General features: G+C 65.3%; 29 protein-coding genes. 13 read left to right on the top strand and 16 right to left on the bottom strand.

Annotation, left to right across the window (positions count from 1 at the left end):
* Window positions 1–4: 4 nt before the first annotated feature.
* The 8 genes from sctJ to HX851_RS25135 all read left to right on the top strand — a co-directional run bounded on the left by sctJ (window position 5) and on the right by HX851_RS25135 (window position 5,335).
* Entirely contained in the window at window positions 5–808 is an 804-nt protein-coding gene (sctJ, locus tag HX851_RS25170) for a type III secretion system inner membrane ring lipoprotein SctJ (RefSeq protein WP_177065483.1), read from the top strand.
* The gene (locus tag HX851_RS25165) at window positions 805–1,335 is read left to right on the top strand and encodes a type III secretion protein (protein ID WP_177065481.1); all 531 of its coding nucleotides are present in this window, start codon (window positions 805–807) and stop codon (window positions 1,333–1,335) included. The genes sctJ and HX851_RS25165 overlap by 4 nt, the downstream gene beginning before the upstream one ends.
* A 22-nt stretch (window positions 1,336–1,357) precedes the next feature.
* Window positions 1,358–1,933 carry a type III secretion system stator protein SctL gene (gene sctL / locus HX851_RS25160; RefSeq protein ID WP_369680902.1) on the top strand — a complete coding sequence of 192 codons (576 nt, stop codon included), beginning with the start codon at window positions 1,358–1,360 and terminating at the stop codon, window positions 1,931–1,933.
* A 96-nt stretch (window positions 1,934–2,029) separates the two neighbouring features.
* Window positions 2,030–2,254: a hypothetical protein gene (locus tag HX851_RS25155; RefSeq protein ID WP_017126704.1), complete on the top strand. Its 225-nt coding sequence runs from the start codon at window positions 2,030–2,032 to the stop codon at window positions 2,252–2,254.
* On the top strand, window positions 2,241–2,672 hold the full coding sequence (locus tag HX851_RS25150) for a type III secretion protein (RefSeq protein WP_177059419.1): 432 nt from the start codon (window positions 2,241–2,243) through the stop codon (window positions 2,670–2,672). Before HX851_RS25155 ends, HX851_RS25150 begins: the two co-directional genes overlap by 14 nt.
* Window position 2,673: 1 nt before the next feature.
* The gene (gene sctC / locus HX851_RS25145) at window positions 2,674–4,758 is read left to right on the top strand and encodes a type III secretion system outer membrane ring subunit SctC (RefSeq protein WP_177059417.1); all 2,085 of its coding nucleotides are present in this window, start codon (window positions 2,674–2,676) and stop codon (window positions 4,756–4,758) included.
* Window positions 4,755–4,970 carry an HrpT family type III secretion system protein gene (gene hrpT / locus HX851_RS25140; protein ID WP_177059415.1) on the top strand — a complete coding sequence of 72 codons (216 nt, stop codon included), beginning with the start codon at window positions 4,755–4,757 and terminating at the stop codon, window positions 4,968–4,970. The genes sctC and hrpT overlap by 4 nt, the downstream gene beginning before the upstream one ends.
* A 5-nt stretch (window positions 4,971–4,975) precedes the next feature.
* Window positions 4,976–5,335 carry a type III secretion protein HrpV gene (locus HX851_RS25135; protein ID WP_177059413.1) on the top strand — a complete coding sequence of 120 codons (360 nt, stop codon included), beginning with the start codon at window positions 4,976–4,978 and terminating at the stop codon, window positions 5,333–5,335.
* Window positions 5,336–5,341: 6 nt separating this feature from the next.
* Here HX851_RS25135 and HX851_RS25130 read toward each other — a convergent pair whose 3' ends face one another.
* From HX851_RS25130 to sctW, 14 genes are all read right to left on the bottom strand, one after another.
* Complete coding sequence (locus tag HX851_RS25130; protein ID WP_177065479.1) at window positions 5,342–6,841, bottom strand: hypothetical protein; 1,500 nt, start codon at window positions 6,839–6,841, stop codon at window positions 5,342–5,344.
* Window positions 6,832–7,794: a type III secretion system chaperone gene (locus HX851_RS25125; protein ID WP_177065477.1), complete on the bottom strand. Its 963-nt coding sequence runs from the start codon at window positions 7,792–7,794 to the stop codon at window positions 6,832–6,834. Before HX851_RS25125 ends, HX851_RS25130 begins: the two co-directional genes overlap by 10 nt.
* A 76-nt stretch (window positions 7,795–7,870) precedes the next feature.
* Window positions 7,871–8,947: a type III secretion system export apparatus subunit SctU gene (gene sctU / locus HX851_RS25120; RefSeq protein WP_177059407.1), complete on the bottom strand. Its 1,077-nt coding sequence runs from the start codon at window positions 8,945–8,947 to the stop codon at window positions 7,871–7,873.
* Window positions 8,944–9,738 (bottom strand): type III secretion system export apparatus subunit SctT, encoded by a 795-nt coding sequence (gene sctT, locus HX851_RS25115; RefSeq protein ID WP_177065475.1) that lies wholly within the window; start codon window positions 9,736–9,738, stop codon window positions 8,944–8,946. Before sctT ends, sctU begins: the two co-directional genes overlap by 4 nt.
* Complete coding sequence (gene sctS / locus HX851_RS25110; RefSeq protein ID WP_017126713.1) at window positions 9,738–10,004, bottom strand: type III secretion system export apparatus subunit SctS; 267 nt, start codon at window positions 10,002–10,004, stop codon at window positions 9,738–9,740. The genes sctT and sctS overlap by 1 nt, the downstream gene beginning before the upstream one ends.
* Before the next feature lie 8 nt (window positions 10,005–10,012).
* The gene (gene sctR, locus HX851_RS25105; protein ID WP_177059403.1) at window positions 10,013–10,666 is read right to left on the bottom strand and encodes a type III secretion system export apparatus subunit SctR; all 654 of its coding nucleotides are present in this window, start codon (window positions 10,664–10,666) and stop codon (window positions 10,013–10,015) included.
* Complete coding sequence (locus HX851_RS25100; protein ID WP_177059401.1) at window positions 10,663–10,983, bottom strand: FliM/FliN family flagellar motor switch protein; 321 nt, start codon at window positions 10,981–10,983, stop codon at window positions 10,663–10,665. Before HX851_RS25100 ends, sctR begins: the two co-directional genes overlap by 4 nt.
* On the bottom strand, window positions 10,973–11,704 hold the full coding sequence (locus tag HX851_RS25095; RefSeq protein WP_177059393.1) for a type III secretion system protein: 732 nt from the start codon (window positions 11,702–11,704) through the stop codon (window positions 10,973–10,975). The genes HX851_RS25100 and HX851_RS25095 overlap by 11 nt, the downstream gene beginning before the upstream one ends.
* On the bottom strand, window positions 11,701–12,258 hold the full coding sequence (locus HX851_RS25090) for a type III secretion system HrpP C-terminal domain-containing protein (RefSeq protein WP_256262462.1): 558 nt from the start codon (window positions 12,256–12,258) through the stop codon (window positions 11,701–11,703). Before HX851_RS25090 ends, HX851_RS25095 begins: the two co-directional genes overlap by 4 nt.
* A 7-nt stretch (window positions 12,259–12,265) precedes the next feature.
* Window positions 12,266–12,709 carry a type III secretion protein gene (locus HX851_RS25085; protein WP_177065473.1) on the bottom strand — a complete coding sequence of 148 codons (444 nt, stop codon included), beginning with the start codon at window positions 12,707–12,709 and terminating at the stop codon, window positions 12,266–12,268.
* A gap of 2 nt (window positions 12,710–12,711) precedes the next feature.
* Window positions 12,712–14,061 (bottom strand): FliI/YscN family ATPase, encoded by a 1,350-nt coding sequence (locus HX851_RS25080; RefSeq protein WP_177059389.1) that lies wholly within the window; start codon window positions 14,059–14,061, stop codon window positions 12,712–12,714.
* Window positions 14,058–15,017 carry an FHA domain-containing protein gene (locus HX851_RS25075; RefSeq protein ID WP_177065471.1) on the bottom strand — a complete coding sequence of 320 codons (960 nt, stop codon included), beginning with the start codon at window positions 15,015–15,017 and terminating at the stop codon, window positions 14,058–14,060. Before HX851_RS25075 ends, HX851_RS25080 begins: the two co-directional genes overlap by 4 nt.
* 18 nt (window positions 15,018–15,035) lie before the next feature.
* A complete protein-coding gene (gene sctV / locus HX851_RS25070; protein WP_177059387.1) occupies window positions 15,036–17,138 on the bottom strand; it encodes a type III secretion system export apparatus subunit SctV in 2,103 nt (700 codons plus the stop codon).
* Window positions 17,138–18,232, bottom strand: coding sequence for a type III secretion system gatekeeper subunit SctW (sctW, locus tag HX851_RS25065; protein ID WP_177059385.1), 1,095 nt, complete (start codon window positions 18,230–18,232; stop codon window positions 17,138–17,140). The genes sctV and sctW overlap by 1 nt, the downstream gene beginning before the upstream one ends.
* Before the next feature lie 248 nt (window positions 18,233–18,480).
* On the opposite strand from sctW, the gene HX851_RS25060 reads away from it, so the two are divergent.
* The 3 genes from HX851_RS25060 (at window position 18,481) to HX851_RS25050 (ending at window position 22,982) form a co-directional block, all read left to right on the top strand.
* On the top strand, window positions 18,481–19,017 hold the full coding sequence (locus HX851_RS25060; protein ID WP_177059376.1) for an RNA polymerase sigma factor: 537 nt from the start codon (window positions 18,481–18,483) through the stop codon (window positions 19,015–19,017).
* 79 nt (window positions 19,018–19,096) lie between these two features.
* Window positions 19,097–21,364 (top strand): type III effector HrpK domain-containing protein, encoded by a 2,268-nt coding sequence (locus tag HX851_RS25055; RefSeq protein WP_177059374.1) that lies wholly within the window; start codon window positions 19,097–19,099, stop codon window positions 21,362–21,364.
* A 151-nt stretch (window positions 21,365–21,515) separates the two neighbouring features.
* Window positions 21,516–22,982 carry a hypothetical protein gene (locus tag HX851_RS25050; protein WP_177065469.1) on the top strand — a complete coding sequence of 489 codons (1,467 nt, stop codon included), beginning with the start codon at window positions 21,516–21,518 and terminating at the stop codon, window positions 22,980–22,982.
* Between the two features lie 80 nt (window positions 22,983–23,062).
* Here the strand turns inward: HX851_RS25050 and HX851_RS25045 are convergent, their stop codons facing one another.
* Window positions 23,063–23,410 (bottom strand): cupin domain-containing protein, encoded by a 348-nt coding sequence (locus HX851_RS25045; RefSeq protein WP_017126724.1) that lies wholly within the window; start codon window positions 23,408–23,410, stop codon window positions 23,063–23,065.
* Window positions 23,411–23,514: 104 nt separating this feature from the next.
* Window positions 23,515–24,399, bottom strand: a complete 885-nt coding sequence (locus HX851_RS25040) for a LysR family transcriptional regulator (protein ID WP_177059370.1) — start codon at window positions 24,397–24,399, stop codon at window positions 23,515–23,517.
* 82 nt (window positions 24,400–24,481) lie between these two features.
* On the opposite strand from HX851_RS25040, the gene HX851_RS25035 reads away from it, so the two are divergent.
* On the top strand, window positions 24,482–25,249 hold the full coding sequence (locus HX851_RS25035; protein ID WP_177065467.1) for a sulfite exporter TauE/SafE family protein: 768 nt from the start codon (window positions 24,482–24,484) through the stop codon (window positions 25,247–25,249).
* A gap of 59 nt (window positions 25,250–25,308) precedes the next feature.
* Window positions 25,309–26,205: a LysR substrate-binding domain-containing protein gene (locus HX851_RS25030; RefSeq protein ID WP_177059366.1), complete on the top strand. Its 897-nt coding sequence runs from the start codon at window positions 25,309–25,311 to the stop codon at window positions 26,203–26,205.
* Window positions 26,206–26,502 lie beyond the last annotated feature (297 nt).

Raw genomic sequence — 26,502 nt, 5'->3', positions numbered from 1 at the left:
GCGTGTGAGGTATCTCTGGCCGCTCCTGTTGTTTTGCCTGTCGCTGCTCGTCGGCTGCAGTGATGAGAGCAAGCTCTTCGGCGGCTTGTCGGAGCAGGATGCCAACGAGGTGATCGCGCAACTGGCCGACCAGCATATCGAGGCGCACAAACAGGCGGAGAAGGTCGGCGTGACGGTGATCGTCTCCAGCCACGACATCAATCGCGCGGTGCGTATCCTAGATGCCGCAGGCCTGCCCCGGCGAACACGGACCAGCCTGGGGGAAATCTTCAAGAAGGAAGGGGTGATCTCCACGCCACTTGAAGAACGTGCGCGCTATATCTACGCCTTGTCCCAGGAACTGGAGTCGACCCTGTCGCAGATCGACGGGGTGGTCGTGGCCCGGGTCCATGTGGTGCTGCCCGAGCGGATCGCGCCGGGCGAACCGGTGCAACCGGCCTCGGCGGCGGTATTCATCAAGCACACCTCGGCGCTGGACCCGGACAGTGTGCGCGGGCGCATCCAGCAGATGGTCGCCAGCAGCATTCCCGGGATGTCCCAGGAAACCCTGAACTCGAAAAAATTCGCCATCGTCTTCGTGCCTGCCGTGGAGTACGAAGACAAGCAGAAACTGGTGGCGTTCGGACCGTTCCTGGTGGACAGCCGTGACCAGGGTTTCTGGAACTCGGCGCTGCTGGCGGCGCCGGTCGGCGGGTTGCTGCTGTTGCTGTTGATCGTCCTGGCATTGCGGGGCGACTGGCGTCGGGCACTGCTGGGACGCTTGCGTCCGGGGCGGCGTAATACTTCCGGCTACCCTGCACGGCTGTGAACGAACTCGACTGGATCAACTGGTGGTGTTGCACCTGGCGCTGGGCCCACCCGGGCTGGCGCTTGCAACTCCTCGCGGCGCACGGGCTGGACACCGGCCATGCGTCGGCCCTGGCCGGTAGCCGGCATGCCGAGCTGCTGGAGGCGCTGGGGGTGATGCCCAGTCAGCCGCCGCCCGTCGATGCCGATGTCGCCCTGTGGTTGTCGTTGACCGCCGAGCAGCGCGAGCAGGCGTTGTTGCTTGCCCGTTCCATCTGCTGTGCACCGTTCCCGCACCAGCCCACGGTTGCCGAACGCCACGGGCAATGGTGCCGCAGCCTGGCGAAAGCCCTGCGCCCGGGCCTGTGGCTCGATCAGCCGACGGTGGATGCGCGGGTGTTGCTCGCCAGCTGGCTGGGCGCGCCGTTCTGGTCACGCTTGCGCCTGGCCTGGGCGCCGGGGGAGTCGCTGGAACCCCTGGCCGACCTGCCACGGCAGAAACTCGATACCCTCTGGCGCGCCGTGCTCTGGCGGGTCGCTACACCATGAACCATCCCCGGAGCCCGTCATTGTGCTGAGTCTCAGACGCTTGTCCCTCGGCGCCTCGGCGCTGCCGCACTCGCCCATCGTACGCCTTGAACAGCTGGCCCAGGCGCAGGAAGCCACCGATGTCCTGGCGGCGGCCCGGGAAGAGGCCGAGCGCCTGCTGGCGGACGCCCGCGAACAATGCCAGCGCTATCTTGACCAGGCCCTGGGACAGTTCTGGGACGAGGCCAACGGTTTTCTCCAGGCCCTCGACCGCGAGCGTGAGGCCCTGCACCAGGAAGTGGTCGTGTCGGCGGAGAGCGTGCTGGTTGCCGCCATGACCCGGCTGTTCGGCGAAGCCGGTCCCGCCGAGCGGGTGCGGGCATTGGTCGGCCACCTGGCGGGCAGCCAGCGCGAGGCGGTCAGCGCGGTGCTGAGCTGTTCTCCCGGACTGTTCGACGAGGTCCAGGCGTGGTTGGCGAGCAGTCGCTTCGCGGAGCTCTGGCAGCTGCGCGAAGATGCCTTTCTCGGGCCCGAAGCCTTGCGCCTGAGCAGTGACACCGGGACCTTCGAGCTGGATTGGGCCGGCCTGGTGCGTTGCCTGGCGCTGCGCGGTGAATGACGGCGGGTGCGCCTGGCCGTTATCCCCTGTGGAAAAAGTGGAACCCACTGGCGGCTTTGCTCCACTCACAGGCATCACCTCGCTGGAGCGACCTCGATGATCAGTTTCAAAGCCTTGCAGCATCGCCTCGATCACTCGTTTACCCACAACCAGACCGGCACCGACGATGCCGCCATGGCGGCTGCCGAAAGTGGTTCGGTAGAGGACATGATGGCGTTTACCGATGCCGCGCAGAAAATGGCCACCGCGACCTCGGTGATGAGCGAAGGGCTGCGCGCCCAACATGGCCTGACAAAGTCGATTATCGATGGAATACAGTGATTTCACGGCGATCGTCGTCCAGTGGTGCGAGCAGCCTTCCGGCGCCCCGCTGGACTGCTGGATCGATGACGCGAACGCCCGGCTCGTCGCCACCGAAGGCGGCGTGCGCTGCAGTATCGATGTGCTGGATCCCTATGATGCGGCCGACCCGGAACGGGTGACGGCACTCCTCGGCCAGGGCGCGGCCAGCGTCGCCTGTCACTGCGAAGGGGCACTGGCCATCGACCCCGACAGCCATTGCCTGGTCCTGGTCAGCTGGCAGGCGCTGCCGTGTCCGCCGCAGCGCCTGCTCGAACGCCTGGAAAACCTGGCCAACCAACGGGCGGCGATGCTCAGCCTGTTGCGCACCACCCTCGACAGCCTGGCGGCCAGCGCCTCCGGGCGTCCGACCCTTCACAGCTGGCAGCCGGGAGTCTGAAATGCGCAAGGTTGCCTGGTGGTTACCGTGGTTGTTGATGTGGGCCAGTGCCTCGGCGCTGGCGGTGGTCCCGCCGGCGTGGAAGCACACGGCGTATGCCTATGATGCCAAGCAGGCCGATGTGGCGACGACCCTGGAGGACTTTGCCCGGGAGTTCGGCATCGGCCTGGAAATGGGCCCGCTGGATGGCGTGGTCGACGGTCGTATCCGCGCCGCCAGTCCCCAGGCCTTTCTCGATCGACTGGGGCAGGAGCACCATTTCCAGTGGTTCGTGTACAACGAAACCCTGTATGTCAGCCCGACCGACCAGCAGACCTCGGCGCGCATCGAGGTGTCCCAGGACGCGGCGGATGACCTCAAGAGTGCCCTGACCGATGTCGGCCTGCTCGACCCGCGTTTCGGCTGGGGGGCCTTGCCCGACGAGGGCGTGGTGCTGGTCAGCGGGCCGCCGCGCTACGTCGAGATGATCCGCGACTACAGCCGCAAGGTCGACACCCCGGACGAAAAGCAGGACGTCGTGGTGCTGCCGTTGCGTTACGCCAACGCCGCCGACCGCACCATCCGCTACCGAGACCAGCAACTGACGGTGGCCGGCGTGGCGACCATTCTCCAGGACCTGCTGGAAAGCCGCTCGCGCGGCGAGCCGGTGAATGCCGCTAACCTGTTGCAGGGCGCGGGCCTGGGCGGCGGACAAGGCGGCAATCCCTACGGTGCCTCGTCGACCCTGCTCGGCGGCCTGGATGGCGACAGTCTTCAGCAAGGCCTGGACCGGGTATTGGCCAACACCACCGCCGGGGCCAAGAACACCCACGGCGGAACACCGGGCGGCAGCAAGTCGCGGATCCGCGTCAGCGCCGATGTGCGCAACAACGCCGTGCTGATCTACGATCTGCCCAAGCGCAAGGCCCTGTATCAGGAACTGGTCAAGCAGCTCGACCAGCCGCGCAACCTGATCGAGATCGACGCGGTGATTCTCGACATCAACCGCGATGACCTGGCCGAGCTGTCCAGCAGTTGGAACGTCTGGGCCGGCGGAACCAATGTCAGCGGTTCGCTGCTGGATTCGGGAGCGACCCTGTCGGCGGAAAACTCCGGCCGCTTCGCCCTGGCGGTGCATGCCCTGGAAGCCAAGGGCGCGGCAACGGTGGTGGGCAACCCGTCGATCCTGACCCTGGAAAACCAGCCGGCGGTCATCGACTTCAGCCGCACCGAATACCTCACCGCCACCGGCGAGCGGGTCGCCGACATCCAGCCGATCACCGCCGGCACCAGCCTGCAGGTGATCCCGCGCTCGCTGACCGGCAATGGCAAGTCACAGGTGCAATTGATCCTCGATATCGAGGACGGGCAGATCGACCAGTCGGTGCTCAATGTCACCCAGCCCAGCGTGCGCAAGGGCAATGTCAGCACCCAGGCGATCGTTGCCGAGCGCGGTTCGCTGGTGGTCGGCGGCTTTCACGGCCTGGAGTCCAACGACAAGATCAGCCGGATTCCCTGGCTCAGCGATATCCCGGTGATCGGCAAAGTGCTGTTCACCTCCACCAGTCACCGCACCACCAAGCGCGAGCGGTTGTTCATCCTCACGCCACGGCTGATCGGCGACCAGGTCGACCCGGCGCGTTATGTCGAGAACGGCAATCCCGACGATATCGACGCCGCCGGCCAGCGTATCGACAAGCGCCGCAGCGAGGCGCAACCGACGCGGATCCAGGTGCAGAACACGTTTACCCAGTTGCTCGACGGCCTGCAGCCGAGCGGTTTCAGCAGCGGCGGTGCCTTGCCGTTCGTGCCGGACAGTCTCTGCGACTCCGGCGGCGGCCTGGTCATCGACCGCCAGCGTGCCCAGTGGTACGGCCACAAGACCTGGGGCGTGGCGGTGGTGGTGGCGCGCAACACCGGGACCCAGCCGGTGCGTGTCGACGAGAGCGGTTGCGGTGGGCGCTGGGTGCTCGGGGTGGCAGCCTGGCCCCATGCCTGGCTGCAGCCGGGAGAGGAAAGCGAAGTGTTTATCGCCCTGCGCCAACCCAAGGCTGCCCAGGGTAATGCCCAGGTCCGCGCTTCACTGCTCAAGGGAGCGAAACCATGAACAAATTCGTCTGTCTCGCGCTGGCGGGGCTGGGGATCATGCTGGCCGGTTGCAGTACCGCACCGCCGCCTGTCGGTTGTACGGGCCTGGCGTGCAGCCGGCCGGATTCCACCGATCGCAGCCTGGTGATCTGGTGGCCCGAGGAGATGCGCCACGGTCTGGAAGGCCCCGAACGAGTACTCGATTTTACTGTCGTGCCATTGAAGGACTGAGCGTCATGATTCGCGTTTCCGGTAAGGCGGCGTTTTACGAGCGGGTAGCAGCAGAGCAGGATGCGATCTGGCCTCTGGTCAGCGGGGTGTCCTTCCTCAGTCGACGTGAGCATCACGACTGGGGCATTGCGTTGCATATCGAGAAGCGTGCGCTGAAACCCCAACAACTGCGTGAAACCCTCGAGCGGCGTTTCACCCAATCCCATCGGTTCCCCAACTATTTCCTGTTCCTCGATCCCCAGCGCAACTTTGTTGTCTGGCACGCGGTGCCGGACAGTGGCGAGGGGAGCCCGTCACTCGATCAGATCCGCCAGCATCAGCTGATGCTGGCGGGACTTGAACACCTCAACGATCCTCCGCGCTGACGCGGTCTACACCGCGTCGTCCGCCAGGGCGGCGCGGGCGGCTTGTGCGTTGCCCCGCCGATTGACCAACCCTGCCTGAGCCTCTATCCGCGCTTGCACCGGTTCCACCGCTACGGTGGCCGCTGGCGGGGCGTCGATGGCCTTGCGCACACTGCCATGGGCCTGGAATGTCTGGTTCATGGTGCGATAGGCCAGGCCCATGGCCAGGGCGGTGCCGCTGTTGCCGAGGAAGCTCGACAGCGCCGGTGTCGTCCCACCCCGCGTCAATTCACCCATGGCCATGTTGATGGCGCTGGCCAGCGAGGTCCAGGCCACCCGTGCCGGCGACTGATCGAACAGGCGCCCATAGTCCTTGAGCGGCAGGCTCGCTTCGAACTTCTGGCTGGTGCCCGCCTGCCGAGTGTCGAAGTGTTTTTGCAGGTGGCCGTCGATAATCGCCGTGACGGTGTTGAAGGCCGCGCGGGTGCCCGCCAGGGTCTGGATCGAGCGGGCCAGGGCGTCGCCGTGCAGCGGCTGGTGGTCGGCGCCGGTCAGGGCCGGGCTCGACAGGGTCTGGCCCGGTGGCAGGGTCTTGGGGCTGATGGAGTCCTGGATAAAGCCCATGGTCAGGGTCATGGTGCCGTAGGCCCAGCCCAGCAGCGCCATGTTGTCTTCGTTGACGCCATGGGTCTTGGTGTTGTCGTGCTTGCCGGTCATGCTCAGGCTGGCCTGCATGGTTTCCCGCGACAGGGCATAGATCACGTTGCGCAGCTGGGTCGCCAGGATCCTTGCGCTCAGGGCGCCGTCGCCACGGCTTGCGCCGAGGGCGCCGAGCCCGAGGTAGATCGCTTCGGCGGCAATCTGGTTGCGCGTGACATTGCGCGAATCGCGCTGCATCTGCTCGCGTCGGGCTTGTTGCTGGTCGGCGCCGAGGGCGTTCCATTGCCGCTCGCTGAGGGCGAAATGCCCGCGCACGGCAACGGTGGATTCGCTACCCAGGCGCTCCAGGCGCGGCTGGCGCACATAGACATGACTGGCCACGGTGGCCAGCGAGATCGCCGCCTGCAAGGCCAGCGCACCACCCGGACTCTTCTGTGCCAGGCCTTCGGCGAGGGCACTGTAGGTGTGCATGAAGGCGACTTCGCGGGCGTAGGTCGGCAGCCCGCAGGTGACCATCTGTTGCAGGGTCTGCCCGGCGGCGGCCAGGGTACTGCGTCCGGACGGCAGGTTGGCGGCGGTGTCGGCCCAACTTTGTACGGCGGTGTGCTTGATGCTGCTGCCGGCGCTGACGCCACCTTGGTACACCGCTGTTCCCGCGGCACTCATGCCCTTCCACGCGGGCGCCAGGCACTGGCGGTGAAACGCCTGGCCCATGCCGCTCGCCGCCTGCGCCGCACGGGCGGTGAAGCCGGGTGGCGCGGCGGCAACCTGGGCATTCTCCACTTCGCCCGGGGTGCGCACCGCCAGTTCGATGGCCGCGGTCGGCGGCGTGGCGTTGACCGTGGGTGCCTGTGTTCTCAAGACCATGTCGGGTTCCTTAGGCTGGTTCTGGGGAGCGTGGTTGCGGGGACGGAAGGCGTGGCAAAACTGTCGGCGAACGCGGCGAAGTCCAGCAGCCAGTCGACAAAGGCCTGGGCGTCCAGGCCCTGGCTGTCCCAACGGGCCTGCAGGCAGGCACCCAGCGGCGCGAGGGCGATGGCGCAACCGGTCAGCGTCATCAGTTGCAGGTTGGCGCGCAGGGCCAGTTCGCGCTGATCACTGCCGTGCAGCGGGGCATCGATGCGACTGCTGACCAGCAAGTGGCGCTGGTCGCTGTCGGCGATGATTTCCAGAGAACGACCATTGAGCCGGATCACACCGACGGTCTCCGGGGCGGCCGCGGGCGGAGCGATGCCCAGGTGGTGCAGGGTCTGTTCCAGCAGCGGGCGATGCCAGGTTTGCGTCATGGCTGCTTGCGCCTGCGCCTGTGCGGCGGGACTGGCCGCCGGTGGCGGGCCACTGGCGGTGTCGTTGCCGACAAGCGGCGAACTCAAGGCCGTGGCGCCGGCAATCAGGCTTTCGCCCACGGCCAGCAAGTGACTGAGTTCGGCGGCCAGGTAGCAGGTGTCCGAGTACGGCTGGTATTGCAGGCGCGTGACCAGCACCGCGTTGCCGCCATCATCCAGCGCACCGGCGCAGGCGCTCATGGCACTGGTGGCGCAATTGGCCCGCAACAGCAGTTCGCTCCACAGCGCCGGCGTGCAATCGAGGGGCCGCTGCAACCAGCCCAGTGCCAGCCATTGCGCCACCGGTTGCTGCTGCCATTGCACCAGTTGCAGGGTCAATCCCGGCAGGGGCAACTCACCGCTGCGGGCGAAGTCGCGAGCCTGTGGATCCGGTAGTCCGAGCTGCTTCGCCGCGTTCAGGAGCCAGTTCGCCGCAGCGTCTGGAATGGGGTTTTGCGGGCCTTTTGCAGCGGGTGGGCGAACATGTGATTGCATGGGCTCTACCTGTAGGGCTTTTGAAGCCCATTTGAGCGCAATAACATGTCAGTTTGATGAATCGAAAGGCCCTGGATCAGCGTTCTTCGAGCTGAATGATCTCGTCGGTGACTTCATCGAGCTGGCGAATCACCTGGTAGATATGGGCCACGTCGAGCAGGGTCGGGCGGGGGATGTATTTGCCGGTCTTGACCTTGTACAAGGTGCGCGCCAGCCAGATGCTCTGCACCACCGGAATCTTCGCGCGGCGGGCGCGTTCGATCAGTGCCAGGGCGTCGGCATCCTCGCCCTTGCAATGGATCAGCGGCAGCGGCGTCTGGCCGGGGCGGTAGTAGAGCGCCACGGCGAAGTGGGTCGGATTGACCAGCAACATGTCGGCGTCTTCCACCGGCTTGGGCGGCGTGCGCGGTTCCTCGTTGAGCAGCTCGTGGGCCAGTTGGCGGCGATGGCCCTTGACGTGCGGATCGCCTTCGGACTCCTTGTATTCCTTCTTGATGTCTTCGTGGCTCATGCGCATTTTCTTCGCGTGGAAGTACTTCTGCAGGGCGAAGTCGATCATGCCGATCGCCAGCAGCAAGCCGAGGGTGGTGCGCAGGACGCTGCGCAACAATGTCAGCAAGGCATGCCAGTAGGTGTTCAGGTCGGAATCGGCGAGCAGCACCAGGGTGCCCAGCACCGGCTTGATCGAGACATAGAGGGTGGTGCCGATGGCCACCGCCTTGAGGATGCTCAACAGCAGGTTCATCAGGTTCTGCCCGGAGAACATCTGCTTCAGGTGGCTGAGCGGATTGAGCTTGCCGAAGTCGATCTTCAGCGCCTTGGGCGCGAACAGGAAACCGATCTGTACCCAGCTGCCGACCATGCGCATCAGCATTGCCAGGCCGACGCTCATCAGGATGAAGCTGATCAGCAGCCAGGTGGCTTCGCCGGTCATTTCCGTGAGGCTGCTGAGGAACGGCTGGTTGATGCGCCGCAGGGTCAGCGACATCAGGTGCTCCAGGCGCGCCACGCTGTCGTCGGCCATGCCCAGGGCGACCTCGCTGACCACCATCAGCACCAGCAGCTTGCCCAGGTCCTGGCTCTGTCCCACCTGGCCTTTTTCCCGGGCGTCGCGCAGTTTCTTGGGCGTGGCCTTTTCGGTTTTTTCGCTCATGGCACCTGCACCAGCAAGCCGAGCAGATGCTTGAGATCCAGCAGTTGCCGCAGTTGACCGTTGCCCAGTTCCAGCAGGGTCGGCAGGTAGATCAGCAGGAACGCCAGGCCGGCCATGCTCTTGGCCGGCATCGCCAGCACCGAGACGTTCAGTTGCTGGGCGTAGAGGCCGATGATGGCGAAGGCCACTTCGATCAACAGCAGCAGGCCGATAAAGGGCGCGGCGTACAGCAGTGCATGCTGCAGGGTCTGGTTCAGTTGGCCGAGAAAGACGTTCAGCCCGCCGATATTCAGCCCCGGCAACCAGACGGTGGGCGGCCAGACTTCATAACTGTCCCAGATCACCTGGGTGATCAGCGACAGCCCGCCGCTGAGGATCACCAGCATGATCAGCGCTTCCTGGAACAACTCGCCCAGCGGCGTGGCATCCGGCCCTAGGGACGGGTTGAGCTGACCGCCGCTGAGGGCGCCGCGCTGGCTGTCGACCAGGGCACCGACGGTGGCGAACATCCAGAACGGCGCATACAGCAACAGGCCCAGGAGGATGCCCAGCACCGACTCCTTGAGCAGCAGCCCGGCGATGGTGAACCAGGCGTCGTTTTCCAGGGCCAGGGCGCGGCCGATGCTCGGCGCGGGAATCAGCGCCAGGGCGCAGGTCACGCCATAACGCAGCGGCCCCTTGAGGTGCTTGAAGCAAAACGCCGGGACCAGGATCAGGCACGGCAGGATCCGCGCCATGGCCAGGCCCATGCCGAGCATCAGCTCGAAGGCGCTCTCGGCGTTGAACGGCATCAATGGGCGCCACCGGTGCGGGCGATCAGGTCGAAGGACAGGTTGATGAACTGGATCAGTTCGACGCCGATCCAACGCCCGGTCGCGGCCAGGGTCAGGCCGACGGCGGCGAGCTTGATACCGAACGGCAGCGTCTGGTCCTGGATCTGCATCAACGCCTGCAACAGCGAGGTGATCACCCCCACCAGCACCGCCACGCCGAGGGGCGGCGCGGTGAGGATCACCACCAGGAACATGCCTTGCTTGAACAGTGCCAACGCTTCCACGGCAGGTCTCACAGATAGGAATAGAAAAGGCTGTCGAGCAGGCGCGACCAGCCTTGCACCAGCACGAACAGCAACAGCTTGAGGGGCAGCGAGATGGTCATCGGCGAGACCATCTGCATGCCCAGGGCCAGCAGCAGGTTGGAGACGATCAGGTCGATGACGATAAACGGGATGTAGATCAGGAAACCGATCTGGAACCCGGCCTGCAGCTCCGACAGCACGAACGCCGGGATTGCCAGCAACAGGTCGCTGCTGCTGGCCTTGTCGGCCATTTCGGCGGGCCACATGCGGTGGGTGTTTTCCAGCAGATGGGCCTGCACATCGGGATCGGTGTTGCGGATCATGAAGCGTTCGATCGGCTCCATGACGGTATTGGCGCTCAATTGCAGTTTCTCCGTGGTGCCGATTTCCAGTGGGTTGTCATGCACCCGTTGCTGGATCTGGTGGGCCACCGGCGCCATGACGAACATCGTCGCCGCCAGGGCGATACCGTACATCGCCATGTTCGGCGGCACCTGCTGCACGCCGATGGCGTTACGGGTGATCAGCAGCACCATGGAAATCTTCAGGAACGCGGTGCAGACGATCAGGAACAGCGGGATCAGGGACAACGCGCCGAGGAACAGCGCGAGCATGATCGGGTTCATGCCATCCAGGATCATCGGTCGAATACCATCCGGGTGATCTGCAGGCCGAGCCGGCCTTCCACATCCACCAACTCGCCATGGGCCACCACGCGTTCGCCATGGCACAGGGTCGCTTCGCCGGGGACCACGCCGGTGACTTCCAGCACCACGCCCGGTGCCAGGCGTTGCAGGGCATACAGGGGCAGGCTGATGCTGCCGCTGCGCACGGTGAGGTCCAGGCTGAGGCCGGCGAGGGGCTCCTGCTCCTGCTCTTGTGCCTGTGTCGGTGTCAGGGCTTCGGCGTGACCGTCCAGGGCGACCGGCACGTCCTCGTACAGTGCATCATTGTCCATCGTGCAGGGTTTCCTCATGGTTGAGCTGTACAAACAACGTGTCGTTGGCGACGCCGGTAGCGACGCGCCAGGTCTGCGTGGCGAGGTGCATCACGCCGTGCCCGGCGCAGTCGAAGTACGCCCGGCCCGGCAGCAGCACATCACCGGGGCGCAATGAGCGCAGCTCGTTCAGGGTCAGGCTGAGCTCGCCGAGGAGCAGCGGTATGGGCAGTGGCCAATCCTCGGGCAACGGTTGTTCGATGGCCTGCCAGGGCAGGGCGTCTAGCAGGCGGACCAGGGTCTGTGCATCGCAAGCCAGGCGGGCATGCACCGACTCGTCGGCCCCATGCACCGCGAGTCGGCAGGCGAAGTGCCCGGCGTGGTCGTTGTCCGCCTGCGCCCATGGTTCCAGGGGCGCCAGCAAGGCGGCCAGCGGCGGGCTCAGATGCTGGTTCACGTACTGCCAGTACCAACCCTGCAACGGGCCGCCGGTCACCACGGGCACTTCGCCGAACAGGCTCAACACGGCGTCGGCGTGGGTCAGGTGCAACGGACCCTGGGCGCTGTCGAGGGTGGTCCAGGCGTGATCGTCGGAGGCGAGCCGATCGGCCTCGATCAACGGGCTCAGGCTCAACCGCGCCATGGCGCCACGGAGCGGATACTCCAGCCAGCGGCCACGACCGAGCAGGCGGCTGGCGTCGGCCAGTGCCCGGGACACCGGGCGCAATGCCAGGGGCGTCATGCTGCCTCGGCTCCGTGCAGGGACAAGCTCACGTCCTGGCCCAGGGCCTGGCTGAAGGCGTCCTCGCAGGCCTGCCGGTTGTTGCGCAGGCGACTGAGGACATCGGCGCGTTCAAAGCCCAGGTCGATGGTCCACTGGTTGTCCCGTTTGCCGGCGCGGACCTGGACCTTGCCCAGGTTGGGCATCAGCAATGTGGCGCTGAAGGGGCGGTCGCCGCGGGCCGGCAGTTGCATCGCCAGTTCGTCGATCAACTGCGTGGGGATGACTTCGGCTGTAGAGAACAGGTTGAAGCCGGAACCGCCGTGTTGCTCCGATTGTTCGCCCTGGTCGGTAGAAGACGGCACCAGCAATTGCTCGAAGAACAGGCCATCGGCGGTCATCTCGCTGCTGTCACGGCCGGCGCCGAACGTGTTGCCGGTCTGGCGCGAGCGCTCGGCGTCGGAGCGGCGCTGGAGAGCGGGCGACGGCAAGCGGTCCTCGGCCTGTGGCGCGCGCGCGGCGGGTGCCGGTCGGTATGCCGGGTGCGGGGCGGTGGGCTTGATCGGAGTGGTCATCGCGGATTCATTCCTCATTCAGGTTCTCGCTCATGCAGGCGAGTTTTTCCACGGCGCGCTGGCGGGCCCTGGCTTCCATTCGGGCCTGTTCCAGGCGCTGTTGCTGCAGCTCGATCTGCTGGCGCAACTGGCTGACGTCCTGCTGGATAAAGGCCAGCCGGTCGAGCATGCGGCGTTCCTTTTCATGCCAGCGCTCGACCTCGTTCAATTCCAGGGTCTGCCGCAGGTGCGCCTGGGACAGTTGCTGGCGACGCACCCGCTGGTTATCCCGCTCCTGGACCCAGGACTGCTCGCTGTGCAGCAACTGCTGACGCATCGTCTCCAGCTCTTCCTGCAAGCGCCGTTGTGCGCGTTCGGCGCTGGCCTGGCGGTGCTGGCGCAACGGCGTGAGGATCTGGATTACCTGGGTCAGGGCGACGTGGTTGGGGTCGGCTTCGAGTTCTTCGTCCATGGTCACTCGGGCAACTGCGAGGTCAGGCGGGTCAGCAGTTCCATCGTGGTTTCCAGCGGCACCGGCTCACGCAGGTCCTGGCGCAGGAAATCATTGATGGCGTCGTTGAGTTGCACCGCGCAATCGGTGACCGGGTCGGCGCCGGGCTGGTATTCGCCCAGGCGCAGCAGCATCTCCACCTGGCGATAGGCGGCCATCAGCCGACGCAGGCGGTTGTTGGCCTGCTGGTGCGCACGGCCGGTGACGTTGCTGAGGATCCGGCTGATGCTGGCGGGCACGTCGATGGCCGGGTAGTGCCCGCGCTCGGCGAGTTTGCGCGATAGCACGATATGCCCGTCGAGCAGCGAGCGGACCTCGTCGGCCACCGGGTCGTTCATCGAGTCCTGTTCGATCAGCACGGTGTAGAGCGCAGTGATCGAGCCGTTCTCGCTCATGCCCGCGCGTTCCACCAGGCGCGGCAGCAGGGTATAGACCGATGGCGGCAGGCCGCCACGACCGAGCGGCTCGCCGGCGGCAATGCCGATTTCGCGCTGGGCGCGGGCGAAACGGGTCAGCGAGTCGATCAGCAGCAGTACCTTCAGGCCGCGCTGGCGGAAGGCCTCGGCGATGGCGGTGGCGGTGAACGCCGCGCGGGCGCGCTCCATGCTCGAGCGGTCGGAGGTGGCGCAGACCAGCACCGAGCGCTGGCGCAGGGTGTCGTCCAGTTCATGGTCGAGGAACTCGCGCAGTTCGCGGCCACGCTCGCCGATCAGGCCGAAGACGATCACGTCGCAGGCCATGTTGCGGGCCATTTCCGCGAGCAGGGTGGTCTTGCCGCAACCGGCGCCGGCAAACAAGCCGACCCGCTGGCCTTCGCCGAGCAGGATCGCGCTGTCGATGGCGCGAATGCCGGTGGGCAGCGCGGCGGTGATCCGTGGCCGTTGGGTCGGTGGCAGCGCATCGGCGATCACCGGCATGGTGTCGCGGGTGTCATAGGGCCCGGCGAACGCGCCTTCGCCATCACCGAGCAACGGCCGACCGAAACCGTCGAGCACGCAACCGAGCAGGCTGTCGTCGACACCGATGCGGTGGGCCATGCCCAGGGGCCGGATCTGCGCCCCGACCTGGATGCCATCGGGTGTGCCCAGGGCGCTGAGCAGGGTACACCGGGTGGTGAAACCGACGATCTCGGCGAGCATGCTGCTGCCGTCGGCCTTGCTCACTTCGCACAGATCGCCGATCTTCGCCGCCGGAATCTGGCACTCCAACAGGATGCCGTTGACCGCCGAGACCCGGCCGCTGACCTGCACCGCCGACAGTTGCGCCAGGCGGCGGGTCTGCTCGCGGGTCCAGTGGGCGAGAGCGGCACTCACCAGCGCACCTCGTAGTGCTGGTCGCCTTCGAATTCGATGCGCTGGTCGTCGATGCGGGTCAGGCGCAGCCCGTTGAATTCGTCACCGACATACATACGATGGCCGTCGTCGGTGACCAGATGACCGTTGGCCCCGGAGATCACCTGGACGATGACGAAGGGCAGGCCACTGCTGACCGGGACCACACTGTCGACGATCGGCACGGCTGATTCATAACGTTCGTGGAAACGCTGGAGCATGCGTTGATACACCGACATGGCGTCACCCTTGAGGCCGCCTTCGAGGGTCAGGCCGGTGGCGCTGTCTTCGATGCGCACGTCGGCCAGCAGGCGATCGCTGAGCAGGGTGTTGAGCAGGCGCCGGGCGTCGTCGCGGCTGGCCAGGCGGGTCTTGCCCGGCGCCAGCGGTTCGACATTCGCTGCCTTGGCCGGGCTGGCGATGGGCGGCGCCGGAGGTGCGGCGGGCTGACTGACGCTGCTGCGGTTCCAGGCCCAGGCGCCGCCGAGCAGGCTCAGGAGCACACCGATCAGCAGGGCATTGCGCCGGCTGAACCAGCCCGCGCCGGCTTTGTCCGGCGGTGCGGGCGCGGCGAAGTCGTCGGCCTGTGGGTCGAAGGTCGCCGAGCGCGGACCATGCTCATGGGACACCGGCACCAGCGGCCAGGCGTCTTCGGCAGGCGCCAGGCACAGCCAGACATTGCCCAGGGCGAAGGTCTGGTTCGGCGCCAGTTCGGTGATGCTGTGGGCGTGGCCCTCATCATCGTTGATCAGGCTGTCTTCGGCGCTCAGGGTCCAGCCGTCGGCGCTACGTGTCAGCCGGCAGTGACGGGCCGCCACACCGGGATCGTAGAGGGCCAGGTCGTGATCGGCATCGGCACCGATCAACCACTGCTCGCCCACCAGGGGCAACGCGGCACCCTGGTGCAGGCCGTTCAGTACCCGCAGTTCGTACATCATGCGGGGCTCCCTGCATCATCAGGCCGCATACTCGTCCTCCAGCGGTTGCATATCGTCTTCCAGGTCGAAGCGACCCAGGACCTTGACTTCGGCGGCGTTGCTGATTTCGGCGAACGACAGCACCGGCACGTGGTGGAACTCGTCCTGCAACAGCGTGCGCAACGGGCTGCGCAGGTCCTGGGCCACCAGCAGCACGGCGCGCTCGCTGGTGCGCAGGGGAAAGGCGATGCGCAGTTGCTGCACCAGCAACAGACTGGTTTCGCTGCTCAGGGCAAAGAAGGTCTCGGTCTGGGTCTGGCGCAGGCCGTCGCGCAGGATGCCTTCGCTTTCCGGGGTCAGCAGCCATACCAGCAGGCCGGCGGGGCTGCTGTACTGGTTGTAGATCAGCGACTTCAAGGCAATGCGCACGTAGTCGGTGAGGGCGGTGATATCCCGTTCGTGCTGGCCGTGTTCGATCAGGGTTTCGGCGATCACGCGGATCGCCCGCAGCGGCACGCACTCCGAGGCCAGGCGTTGCAGCACGGCGGAGAACCGCGCCAGCGGCAGGACCCGCTGCATCTCCTGGGCCAGCTCGGGTTGCTCGGACTCCAGCCAGCCGAGAATCGCCTTGGTCTCCTGCAAGCCGATGAACTGCGGACCGCAGGCCTGCAAGGCGCGCTCCATGCGTTCGACGATCAGGGTGCTGGCGCTGACGGTTTCCAGTCGCTCGGCCTGCAACTGCGGCGCATCGGCCGGCATCCATACCCACTGGCTTTCCTGGCGGTCGAGGCTGCCGGCCACGGCCTGTTCGACCTCGGTCGCGTCGAGCACCTGGGCGTCCACGGCGACGTGGGTCTGGTTGAAGGTGGCCTTGAGCAACGGCACTTCGTAGACCGAAAAACGAAACTCGTCGGGTTCCAGGTGCTCGGCGGTCTCGATGATGAAGGACGGCAATGTCAGGCCGTATTGCACCACCAGGCGGTTGCGCCGCTGGCGGATTTCGCTGACCAGTTCTTCGATCAGGGCCGTGTTCTGTTGCGGGTGGAACTGCAACAGGAACTGGCGGCTGGGGATAAAGGTGCGCAGGTCTTCCTTGCCGTTGTTTTCCGGCGCGACGAAGATCGGCTGGGCCTGCGGGGCCTTGGGCTTGGCCCGTTGCAGTTGCAGCATGCCGCCGCAGCCGCAGATCAGCGCGATGACGACAAACACCGCGGTGGGCATGCCGGGCAGGGCGGCGAAGCCGAGCATCGCCACCGAGGCGATGATCCAGGCCTTGGGCTGGCTGGTGATCTGCTCGGCGATCTCACGACCGATATTGGCCTCCACGCCCGGCGTGTCGTTGTTGGAAACGCGGGTGATGATCATCCCCGAGGTCACCGAAATCAGCAGCGCCGGGATCTGTGCGATCAGGCCGTCGCCGATGGTCAGCACGGTGTACAGCTGCACCGCGTCGCCGGCGCTCATGCCGTGCTGGACCACGCCGATGGCGATGCCGCCGATCATGTTGATCGCGACGATGATCAGGCTGGCGATGGCGTCGCCGTTGACGAATTTCATCGCGCCGTCCATGGCCCCGAACAACTGGCTTTCCTTGCCCAGTTCGGAGCGTCGGCGACGGGCTTCGTGGACGCTGATGAGGTTGGCGCGCAGGTCGCTGTCGATGGACATCTGCTTGCCGGGCATGGCGTCCAGGGTGAAGCGCGCGCCGACTTCGGCGACCCGCTCGGAACCCTTGGTGATCACCAGGAAGTTGACCACCGTGAGGATCATGAAGATCACCATGCCGACCGCCAGGTTGCCGCCGACGACGAACTGGCCGAAGGCTTCGACGATGTGCCCGGCATCCTGGTTCAGCAGGATCAGGCGCGTGGTGGAGATCGACAGCGCCAGGCGGAACATCGTGGTGATCAGCAGCACCGAGGGAAAGGTCGAGAACGCCAGGGGCCGTGGCAGGTGCATCGCCAGCATGATCAGCAGGCAGGAAATACAGATGTTGATCGCGATCAGTACATCCACCAGGCCGGTCGGCAACGGCGTGATCATCATGAAGACGATGGCGAGCACGACGAAGGCGCCGACGACTTCCGAGCGGCGCATGGCCGCCAGGGCGACCTGGTTGAGGAGGTTGATCAGGTGATCCATCAGGCGCTTTTTCCCTTGGGCAGGCTCTGTTCCTGGCGGGTCAGCTCGGCCATCAGCAACAGCAGGTTGCCGAGGGCGTTCTGGCGCGCCTTGAGGTCACGCCAGAGCAGGATCGGCAACTGTTGCAGCATCGGCCGCAGGCCATTGAGAAAGGCCAGTTGGTGCTTGAGTTTCGGGCCGCCGATGTATTGCGTCAGTTGCAGGGTTTCCTGCAGGTTCATGCCTTTGCCCGAGAGGGTCAGCAGGTGCTTGAGAAAGGACGGCGCGCTGAGTTGCAGGGTCGGGTTCTTGCCGCGCATGCGCCCCAGCAGGTGTTCGCTGTTCTGCAGCAGCGTGGCGACATGGCGGGCGGTGTTCAGGCCGTGCATGAGGTTGCGCAGTTGCTGTTGGGTACTGGACGGGCTCAGGGCCGCGAGGTCATCGGCGATGGCGCCGCGCAGGTCGCGCAGGGTCGGTTCGAATTGCCGTTCGCCTTCGTCCAGGCCCAGCAGGGTGTCGATCAGGCTGGAGATGGTCTGCTGGCCGACCACGCCGGAGTAGTACAGGTCGCGCAGGTTCTGCCGTCGTCGCGGGTTCAGGGTGGAACGGGCAAAGGCCCGCGCGGTGTTCATGCCGGCCTGGGCACGGCTGCCATGTTCGCGACGCAGCAACTTGAGCTGCTGGCTCAGCACCACATGTTCGTTGTCGTCGCCTTCGTCCTGGGCCTGCTTGGCGGCGGCCTGGAGCGTCACATGGGCCTTGGCCGCGTCGCCATCGCTGAATGCAAGAACTTGCGCGAGGGTCGCCGCCTGGTTTTTCAACTGTCGCCGCAGCGCCCGGGCGGCCTCGTCGAGGCCCTTGTCCTGGGTGCCCATCAGCAACTGATACAGCTCGCCGAGCTTGACCGCCTTCGATTGCAGGGCGGTGCTGCTGGCCATCAGGTCGCGCTGGCTCAGGCTGCGGCTCTGCAGCACCAGGGCCGAGGCGAAGCGGGTGACCTGCTGGGCCGAGCTGTCCTGGTGTGGCGTGCTCTGCGCAATCAGCGCCGCCGGCTTGGCCGGAGCGTTGATAACCGGTGCCTGGATAGGCGAAAGGGTCGGAGCGGCGATCTTCATGGCGCATGACTTCGAGGGGCGATAACCCATGAGTGGTCAGGTGCGTCATCCGGTTCCATCGGTGCCGGCGACCCGTGCAGATTTGTGCAAGAAAGGTTGTACGGCGCCAGGCGGTTTGTGCAACTAATTGCAAAGAAACCTTAGGTAACAAAAAATAAAATTCATAAAAATCATGTAGTTATTTTTATGTATCAGGTGGCATACATATCGCTATAGGCATTGGACATATCCTGAAATGGTTTATCTCTATGCTTGCCAGCGATTCGATTACCCATTCATCCCAGACCTCCGGCATCCGTCAGCTCAATACCGAGCAGGTGCAAAAGCTGCGGGCTTTCATCAAGCGCCGGGTGATGAACCCCGACGATGTGGAAGACATCATGCAGTGCACCTTTCTCGAGGCGCTGCGCAACGAGCATAAATTCCGTTTCGATTCCCGGCCGCAGACCTGGTTGTGCGGCATCGCCCTGAACCTGATCCGCAACCATTTCCGCCGCCAGTACAAGCAGCCGCTCCAGGAACGCTGGGAAGACCGCGAGGATCTGGAAATAGCCGATGGTGTCGATATCGGCGCGCAGATCGACGGCCATCGGCAACTGGCTCGGGTGGTGCGGGCCATCGGTACCTTGCCGCTGACCATGCAGCAAGTGATCCACGTCAGCCTGGAAATGGACGGCAATTACCAGGACACCGCCCTGAGCCTGGGTGTGCCGATCGGCACGGTTCGCTCTCGGCTGTCGCGGGCTCGCGAGCAACTCAAGCGCAGCGTGCCCAGCGTTTTCTGAGGCATTTGCCATCAGATTGGAACCACTTGCGCCGACCGCGCCACACAGCGATATGTTCGACTGACTATGGCGACCTTTCATGCGCATTTCCAATACACCCTTTTCCAGTACCGGTTCTCCCATGCTGGGCGGCGACATGGCGGCGGCAGCTCCTTCGACGAAGGAGCCCAAGCTCGATAGTCAGTCGGCATTCGATTTCGGCGTGCAGTTTGCGCAGCAGGCCCTGCAGCAGCACCCGGGCACCGATTCGGCGGATGATCTGAAAGCCATGATCAGCCAGCTGTTGAAGCGGCTGTTTGGCGGCGATACGAAGCCCGAGGGCCAGGTTCCGGACAAGCCCGCGAGCAGCGCACCCGCCACGCAGACCCCGCAGACGAGCGGCGCTTGCCCGGCGACGCCGGTGCAGGCCGCGCCTCCCGCGGCACCTGCCGCGGGCAACGATTGTTCGGCGCCGGCGGCCAAGCCGAGCGCGGAAGCCAGCTTCCTCGATGATTCGAAATACTCCTCGCCCAAGGACCTGGAGCGCTGGGCACCGATGGTCGCGAACCTGCCGCCGGACCAGCGCGTGCAGGCGGAGAAAGAGCTCAATCGACCGATCGCCGCCGCGCGCATGGCGCTGGAGAAAGGCCCCGATGGGGCCAAGGCGATGAAGTTCATCAACGACAACCCGGCCCTCAAGACGGCCATCGATACCGCCAAGCATGGTGGCAAGGCCGACGGCAAGATCAGCGACGGCGACCTCAAGGCGTTCGCCAAGAAGATGCAGGGCGCCGCCGATGGCGCGGCCAAGGATCTTGCCCAGTACCAGAAAGACAATCCCGGCGCCGATCCGCAGTCGTTGCAGATGGTCCGCTCGGCCTTGTTGCTCAAGGCCAACGCACCGCTCACCGCGGCGGCGGATCCCAAGCATGCCGCTGGTACTGAGGGCGAAACCAAGGTCGACAACCTGACCAGCGCCGACGGCCTGCAGGCCTTGCAGAAGAGCAACCCGGGCCTGTCCGGTGCGCTCAAGCAGTCGGCGAAAACCTTCTCCCAGCCGGGCTTCCTGAATATGCTCGACCAGGGTGGACTGTCCGGTCGCGGCCTGGCCACCCACGGTCCGGACAAGCTGTTCAACCCGGCGAATATCGGTGACTGGGTGAAGAAGCAGGCCCCGACCAACGGTGGCGAATTCGCCTCCATGCTCAGTGATGCGGCGACCTTGAACGCCGTGGCCGGGACCGACATCAGCAAGCTCGACAAACAGGTTTTCGAGCAGCCGCAGAACTACACCGGCGCGCAGAAAGCCGCGGTCATGGTCAAGCTGCAACAGACCCAGGAAAGCGTGGTGGCCGGTCGCGACCTGCACAAGACCGGCAAGACCGAAGATGCCTTGTCGGAAAAAATCGCCCAGTTGCAGGCCGACCCCGATGTCCAGGCCTACATGAAACAGGCGGTGCCGAGCCAGGAGCGCGCCCTGGTGGCCAGCGATCCGGCCCTGGCCAAGGCGGTCAAGGGACAGTTGCAACAGGTGACCAGCGGCCAGGCGCTGCGCAACGACATGAGCACGGCCGATCGCAAGGCCAACGGCGACAGCAGCAAGGCCGACTACAGCGGTGCGATCAGTGGCCTGTCGGCACAGTTGCAGATGCAACAGGACCTGCTCGGTCCGGACACCAAACTGCCCAGCGCCCAACAGGTGATCGGCGGGCAGCCGCAGGTACAGGCGCGGCTCAAGCAATCCTATGAAGCCAACTTCAGCGAGGGCGGCGCCCTCAAGCAACTGCTGGGGCAGAAGAAGGCCGATGTCGGCGCCTCCGTGCAGACCGTCGATGCGCGCAAGGCGGCCTATGACAGCGTGCTGCCGGAGCATTTCGTCCGCGGGCAGCAGGACAGTTACATGAACACCACGGTCGGTCAGTTGCAGCAGTCGAAGAAGGGCCGCGAACTGCTCGAAGGCATGCTCGATCCGGGGGCCGGCGCCGATGCCGCGTCGCCGAAAAGCAAGGCCCAACAGTTCAAGGACGGCTACGACAACGCCAAGTCCGGGTTGTCGGCCGCCAAGAATGGTATCGAGACCGCCGGCAAGCTGGCCGGGCGCGAAGTCTCGGTCGGGCTCGGGCGGCTGGCCGGTTCCATCGGCGGGCGGATTGCCGGGGCCGTGGCCGGTGAAGCGGTCGGCATGGCGGCGGCGTCCGCCATCGGTGCGGCGGCCGGGCCGGTGGGCTGGGTCATCGATGCGGCCATGAGCCTGGGCTTCGGCATCGCCGCGATCATCGAAGCGGTGAAGAAACACCACGCGCAGAAACAGTTCGATCACAACGTCGATCCGACCCTGGACCAGTTCGGTATTCCCCGGGCGCATTGATGCAAACCGCCAGTGACTGATGCCATCGAGCAGAGGAGCAAGACCGTGAGTTTATCGATTTCACCGATCCGCACAGCTGTGCAAGATTCTGCAACTGCCTTCAACCCATTGATTTAACGGAAATTTCGGATATCAGCGAGGCAAGACGCCAATGACTATTCCATCCTCGACTTCAGGGGCTCATTACCTGACCACTACGCAACGGCTCGCCAATGCCTCGCACGATGTGGAAATGCAGCCGCAGGGGCCGTTGTCCCATGTTGGCCGGGTACAGCCCGGCACGCCACAGGCCCTGGAAGGGCTGAAACAGAAAATGGCCGACATTTTCGAACCGCACAAGACCGAGGCCAACGAGGACGCCCTCAAGACCCTGATCAATAACCGCGCCGACGAGCTGCACGCCATGGGCCAGACCGCCGATGACGTCGAGCGCCTGCTGGACAAGGCCGCGCGCATGGACCGGGTCGCGGTGCCGGCCCAGGGCGCGGTGGGCGGTATTCCGTTTGGCGTCGCCTCGGTGGTGCTCGACCGTGTGCCGGATATCTCGGCCGATGCGGCCCACAGTCCGGCCTATGGCGGCTTTCTCTCCGGCGCGTTCTCCGGTGCGGCGGACGTGGTCGGTGGCGGCCTGTTGTCGAAAGCGACCCATGACACCTTCTGGCTCAAGGCCCCGGCTGAAGAACTCGAACCGGTGATGCAGGATGCGCAGAAAGCCAAGGCTTCGGAAAACCTCGGCACGCAGACACTGCAGAACGCCGTGGCGACCCAGACCTTTTCCCTGCGCAACGCGGTGCGCGGTGTGCTCAATACCACCCTGACCGCGACTTCGGGGCCGAAGACCGCGGCGGCGGTGGATACCGGCATGTCCGCGCTGGGCGGCATGGCCGCGGGTGCCGGTTTCGCCAGCATCATGCGTGGGCATGACACGCGGGCCCACCGCGCCGGTCCCGAGTACCTGTTCGGGCGCCAGGACTGGAAGAAACAGTACGAGACGCTGAAGGACTGCAATCCGACCCGCGACCCGCTGATCAATGGCGCCAAGCGCATGGCCAAGTTGCCGCTGGATGTCATGACCGACGGCCTGAAAGCCATCGCCGGTGCCGCCACCATGACCAGCCTGGCGAACAACGGCCTGGCCCTGGGCGGTGGTTTCGCCGTGGCGTCCCAGGTCCGTGGCCTGGTCAAGGAAGCCGCGACCCGGGCCGGTTTCTCGCCCGTGGCGAAGGTCGCGGTGGACCAGGCAACCAACCTCGGCATGTCGGCCCTGGCCTTTGCCGGCCTCAGCGTGACCTCGACCCTGGCCGGCCCGGCCAGCGATCATGCGGTCAAGGTATTGCAGGAGGACGTGCCGTCCAAGGTGGCGTCCACGGCCGAATCCGCCGGCAAGCAGATCAGTTCGGGCTATGCCGGGGCCAAGCAGAGTGTGAGCAGCGCGATGGACGGAATTGGCGATGCCGCCGCGTCCGGGGCCGACATGCTGGCAGGCGCGATCAATACCTTGCGTCGTCGTCCCGCGGCGACCGCCAACGCCACCGCGCCGGTCAACACCCCGGCGCCGACCCAGACCAACGCCGTGGCGAGCAGTAGCACCAACCCCAACCCGAGCTCGCAGGTCTGATCCGCCGCTGAATGAAAAAGCCCTCGGTTGCCAACGCAGCCGGGGGCTTTTTTATCTGTAGCGGTTATCCGTCGCAGGTCTCAGGCGAAGACGAAGTACTTGCGCACGGTCTCGACCACTTCCCAGGTGCCTTTCATGCCGGGCTCGATGATGAACTTGTCGCCGGCCTTGAGGTGGATCGGCTCCTGGCCATCGGGCGTGATCACGCAGTAGCCTTCCTGGAAGTCGCAATATTCCCACTTCACGTATTCGACCCGCCATTTGCCCGGGGTGCAGATCCAGGTGCCCATGATCTTGCTGCCGTCTTCGCTGGTGTAGGCGTTGAGGTTGACGGTGTGCGGGTCGCCTTCGAGCTTTTCCCACTTGCAGGCATCGAGCACTGGCAGCGGGTGGGTGTCGCGCAGAACGGTAATCGGTGGATTGGACATGCTGGGCTCCGGGCGCAGGTTCTGAATGAAGCCTGCACCCTAGCGGTCGCGGCGACCCGGCGAATGTCCAGGGTCGACATCCACCTGTCCATGCGCGCACGACATCATGGCGGCGTCAGCGCATCCACCAGGGTTCGGGCATAAGACGGCAGGTGTTCGAACGAGCGCGCGCACAACAGTAGTTTGCGCCGGGCCCAGGGTTCGGGCAGCGGGCGACTGAGGAGTCGCGCATCGGCCGGCCAGCGGTCGAGAGTGGCCTGGGGCACGATCCCCGGACCGGCCCCGCGGGCGACCATGCGCAACACCGCGTCGAAGCTGTCGACCCGAATGCGCAGTTGCAGGCGCAGGCCCAGGTGCAACGCCTGTTCTTCGAGGTACACCGCCAGCGCGCTGCTGGCAGCGAGGCCGATCTGCTCATGACGCAAGGCATCGCTGAAGCGCGGCTGGTCGATCTCGGCCAGGGGGTGGTCGCGGGGAATCACCAGCACCAGCGGATCGTCGTGAAAGGGTCGGGTCTGCAAATCCCGGGTGTCCACGGCATCGGAGACGATGCCCAGTTCCGCGGCACCCTGGCTGATGGCATGGACGATGCGCAGGCTGGGCAATTCCTGCAGGTCGATATCGATGGGCGGGTGTTCGCGCAGAAAGTCGGCGAGGCGTTCCGGCAGGTATTCGCTGAGCGCGGTGGTGTTGCACAGCAGGCGTACCTGGCCTTTGACGCCGTTGGCGTAGTCGGCCAGGTCCTGGCGCAGGCGCTCGCTCTGTTGCAGGATCAGCCGCGCATGTTGTGCCAGGGCCTTGCCCGCCGGAGTGGGTGTAACGCCGCGGCGACCGCGTTGAAAAAACGGCGTGCCGAGGGAAGTTTCCAGCGCTCTGATCCGCGCACTGGCCGCCGCCAGGGACAAATGGCTGCGGGCCGCGCCGGCGGTGATATTGCCGGCATCGAGGATATTCAGATACAGGCGCAGGTCGGTCAGGTCGAAGTGCATGGTTTCAGCCTCTTGTTATGACAGAGGCTAGCTCAGGTAATCGCAGATTTTCAAACGGATTGATCGGGTTCAGCATGGGCCCATGAATACTTATATCGAGTTCTACCAAACACTGGGCCTGGCCCTTTCCCTGCTGGTGCTGGGCACCTTTCTGCTGGCCGGTACGGTCAAGGGGGTGATCGGCCTCGGGCTGCCGACGGTCGCCATGGGCTTGCTCGGCCTGGCTATGGTTCCGACGCAGGCTGCGGCCTTGCTGATCATTCCGGCGACATTGACCAATGTCTGGCAACTGGCGATAGGCGGGCACCTGGCGGAGCTGCTCAAGCGCCTGTGGCTGTTGTTGCTGGCGATTTTCCTCGGTACGGCGGCCGGCACCCTGTGGCTCGGTGGCGTCGAGAGCGGCGGCTGGGCGGTGCGAGGGCTGGGCGCGGCCTTGCTGTTGTACGCCGGCTGCGGATTGTTCCTGCCGACCCTGCGAGTGGGCAGCCGCACCGAGCGCTGGCTGGGGCCGCTGTGCGGCGTGGTGACGGGCGTGATCACCTCGGCTACCGGCGTGTTCGTGATTCCGGCGGTGCCTTACCTGCAAGCCCTGGGATTGAACAAGGATCAGTTGGTGCAGGCGCTGGGCCTGTCGTTCACGGTCTCGACCCTGGCCCTGGCGGCAGGGTTGTTCTGGCGCGGCGCCCTGGGCGAGGGCGCGCTCGGTGCCTCGCTGCTGGCGCTGGTGCCGGCGCTGCTCGGCATGTGGCTGGGCCAATGGTTGCGCCAGCGGATCAGTGCCGTGTTGTTCAAGCGGGTGTTCTTCATCGGCATGGGGCTGCTCGGCGGGCACTTGTTGATCAGCGGCTAGTGGTTCCTTTTACCCCGCATACGGCTACTATCAGGCCTGTTTCCAGATGAGGGGCCAAGGTGAAAGCCAGATCCGATGAGTTGCAGATCTTTGTCTGCGTGATCGAGTGCGGTTCGATTTCGGCGGCGGCGGAGCAGGTCGGCCAGACGCCGTCGGCGGTCAGTCGCAGCCTGTCGCGGCTGGAAGCCAAGCTCGACACCACGCTGATCAACCGCACCACGCGGCGCATGGACTTGACCGAGGAAGGCAAGTTCTTCTTCGAGCGGGCCAAGCAGATCCTGGAGCAGATGGACGAGCTGGAAGAGCGTCTGTCCCTGCGCCAGCAGACACCGGCCGGACGCCTGCGCATCAACGCCGCGTCGCCGTTCATGCTGCATGCGGTGGTGCCGTATATCGCCGAGTTCCGCAGCCTGTACCCGGATATCCAGTTGGAGCTCAACAGCAATGACCTGATCATCGACCTGCTGGAGCAGAGCACCGATATCGCCATCCGTATCGGCAACCTGGCGGACTCGACCTTGCACGCCCGCTCGCTGGGCAGTAGCCCGCTCAATATCCTCGCCAGCCCTGCTTACCTGGAGCGCCATGGCGTGCCGGCCAGTGTCAGTGAATTATCCGCGCACACGCTGCTCGGTTTCACCCAGACCGAGAGCCTCAACCACTGGCCGCTGCGTCATGCCCAGGGTGATCGTTGGCAGATCCAGCCGGGCATCAGCGCCTCCAGCGGCGAGACCCTGCGCCAGCTGGCACTGGAAGGGCAGGGCATTGCCTGCCTGTCGCACTTCATGACCCACCAGGACATCCGCTCCGGCCGCCTGCAAGTGATCCTGCCCGAGGCCAACAGCGGCTATCGCCAGCCGATCCATGCGGTGTACTACCGCAACTCGCAACTGGCGCTGCGCATCCAGTGCTTTCTCGATTTTATCCAGGGCAAGCTGGCGGGCTATGCCAACTGACCGGAGCGTTCCCACGCGCAGAATGGTAACGACCCAATGGCTGCGCCGTTCCACACGCCTGATCGTTCCCACACGGAGCGCTCATCGTTCTCACAAGTCCCACTGAATAAAGGCAGCCCCCTGTGGATAATACCGATCAGTTAAGGCACACACGGCCCCTTTAGGGGCCTGGCTTGCCAGCGATGAGGCCCATAAGCCATGCATTGCCCGAACGGACGCCATCGCCGGCAAGCCGGCTCCCACAGTTCGGCGGTGCAACACCGATGATTGTTGTGCCCCCGCCCCCCCTGTAGGAGC

Origin of the sequence: Pseudomonas gingeri, assembly GCF_013385635.1 — a bacterium.
GTDB classification, from domain to species: domain Bacteria; phylum Pseudomonadota; class Gammaproteobacteria; order Pseudomonadales; family Pseudomonadaceae; genus Aquipseudomonas; species Aquipseudomonas gingeri_A.
This window is presented reverse-complemented; position numbering and strand designations above follow the sequence as displayed.

Coding starts and splice junctions, on each gene's coding strand:
- sctV (WP_177059387.1), bottom strand. CDS start 17,138: ATGGATCACCTGATCAACCTCCTCAACCAGGTCGCCCTGGCGGCCATG.
- HX851_RS25130 (WP_177065479.1), bottom strand. CDS start 6,841: ATGGTCTTGAGAACACAGGCACCCACGGTCAACGCCACGCCGCCGACC.
- sctU (WP_177059407.1), bottom strand. CDS start 8,947: ATGAGCGAAAAAACCGAAAAGGCCACGCCCAAGAAACTGCGCGACGCC.
- sctT (WP_177065475.1), bottom strand. CDS start 9,738: ATGCCGTTCAACGCCGAGAGCGCCTTCGAGCTGATGCTCGGCATGGGC.
- HX851_RS25060 (WP_177059376.1), top strand. CDS start 18,481: ATGCTTGCCAGCGATTCGATTACCCATTCATCCCAGACCTCCGGCATC.
- HX851_RS25125 (WP_177065477.1), bottom strand. CDS start 7,794: ATGCAATCACATGTTCGCCCACCCGCTGCAAAAGGCCCGCAAAACCCC.
- sctW (WP_177059385.1), bottom strand. CDS start 18,232: ATGAAGATCGCCGCTCCGACCCTTTCGCCTATCCAGGCACCGGTTATC.
- HX851_RS25085 (WP_177065473.1), bottom strand. CDS start 12,709: ATGGACGAAGAACTCGAAGCCGACCCCAACCACGTCGCCCTGACCCAG.
- HX851_RS25090 (WP_256262462.1), bottom strand. CDS start 12,258: ATGACCACTCCGATCAAGCCCACCGCCCCGCACCCGGCATACCGACCG.
- hrpT (WP_177059415.1), top strand. CDS start 4,755: ATGAACAAATTCGTCTGTCTCGCGCTGGCGGGGCTGGGGATCATGCTG.
- HX851_RS25155 (WP_017126704.1), top strand. CDS start 2,030: ATGATCAGTTTCAAAGCCTTGCAGCATCGCCTCGATCACTCGTTTACC.
- HX851_RS25075 (WP_177065471.1), bottom strand. CDS start 15,017: ATGATGTACGAACTGCGGGTACTGAACGGCCTGCACCAGGGTGCCGCG.
- sctC (WP_177059417.1), top strand. CDS start 2,674: ATGCGCAAGGTTGCCTGGTGGTTACCGTGGTTGTTGATGTGGGCCAGT.
- HX851_RS25095 (WP_177059393.1), bottom strand. CDS start 11,704: ATGACGCCCCTGGCATTGCGCCCGGTGTCCCGGGCACTGGCCGACGCC.
- HX851_RS25150 (WP_177059419.1), top strand. CDS start 2,241: ATGGAATACAGTGATTTCACGGCGATCGTCGTCCAGTGGTGCGAGCAG.
- HX851_RS25040 (WP_177059370.1), bottom strand. CDS start 24,399: ATGCACTTCGACCTGACCGACCTGCGCCTGTATCTGAATATCCTCGAT.
- HX851_RS25045 (WP_017126724.1), bottom strand. CDS start 23,410: ATGTCCAATCCACCGATTACCGTTCTGCGCGACACCCACCCGCTGCCA.
- HX851_RS25035 (WP_177065467.1), top strand. CDS start 24,482: ATGAATACTTATATCGAGTTCTACCAAACACTGGGCCTGGCCCTTTCC.
- sctR (WP_177059403.1), bottom strand. CDS start 10,666: ATGATCCTGGATGGCATGAACCCGATCATGCTCGCGCTGTTCCTCGGC.
- HX851_RS25055 (WP_177059374.1), top strand. CDS start 19,097: ATGCGCATTTCCAATACACCCTTTTCCAGTACCGGTTCTCCCATGCTG.
- HX851_RS25135 (WP_177059413.1), top strand. CDS start 4,976: ATGATTCGCGTTTCCGGTAAGGCGGCGTTTTACGAGCGGGTAGCAGCA.
- HX851_RS25050 (WP_177065469.1), top strand. CDS start 21,516: ATGACTATTCCATCCTCGACTTCAGGGGCTCATTACCTGACCACTACG.
- HX851_RS25100 (WP_177059401.1), bottom strand. CDS start 10,983: ATGGACAATGATGCACTGTACGAGGACGTGCCGGTCGCCCTGGACGGT.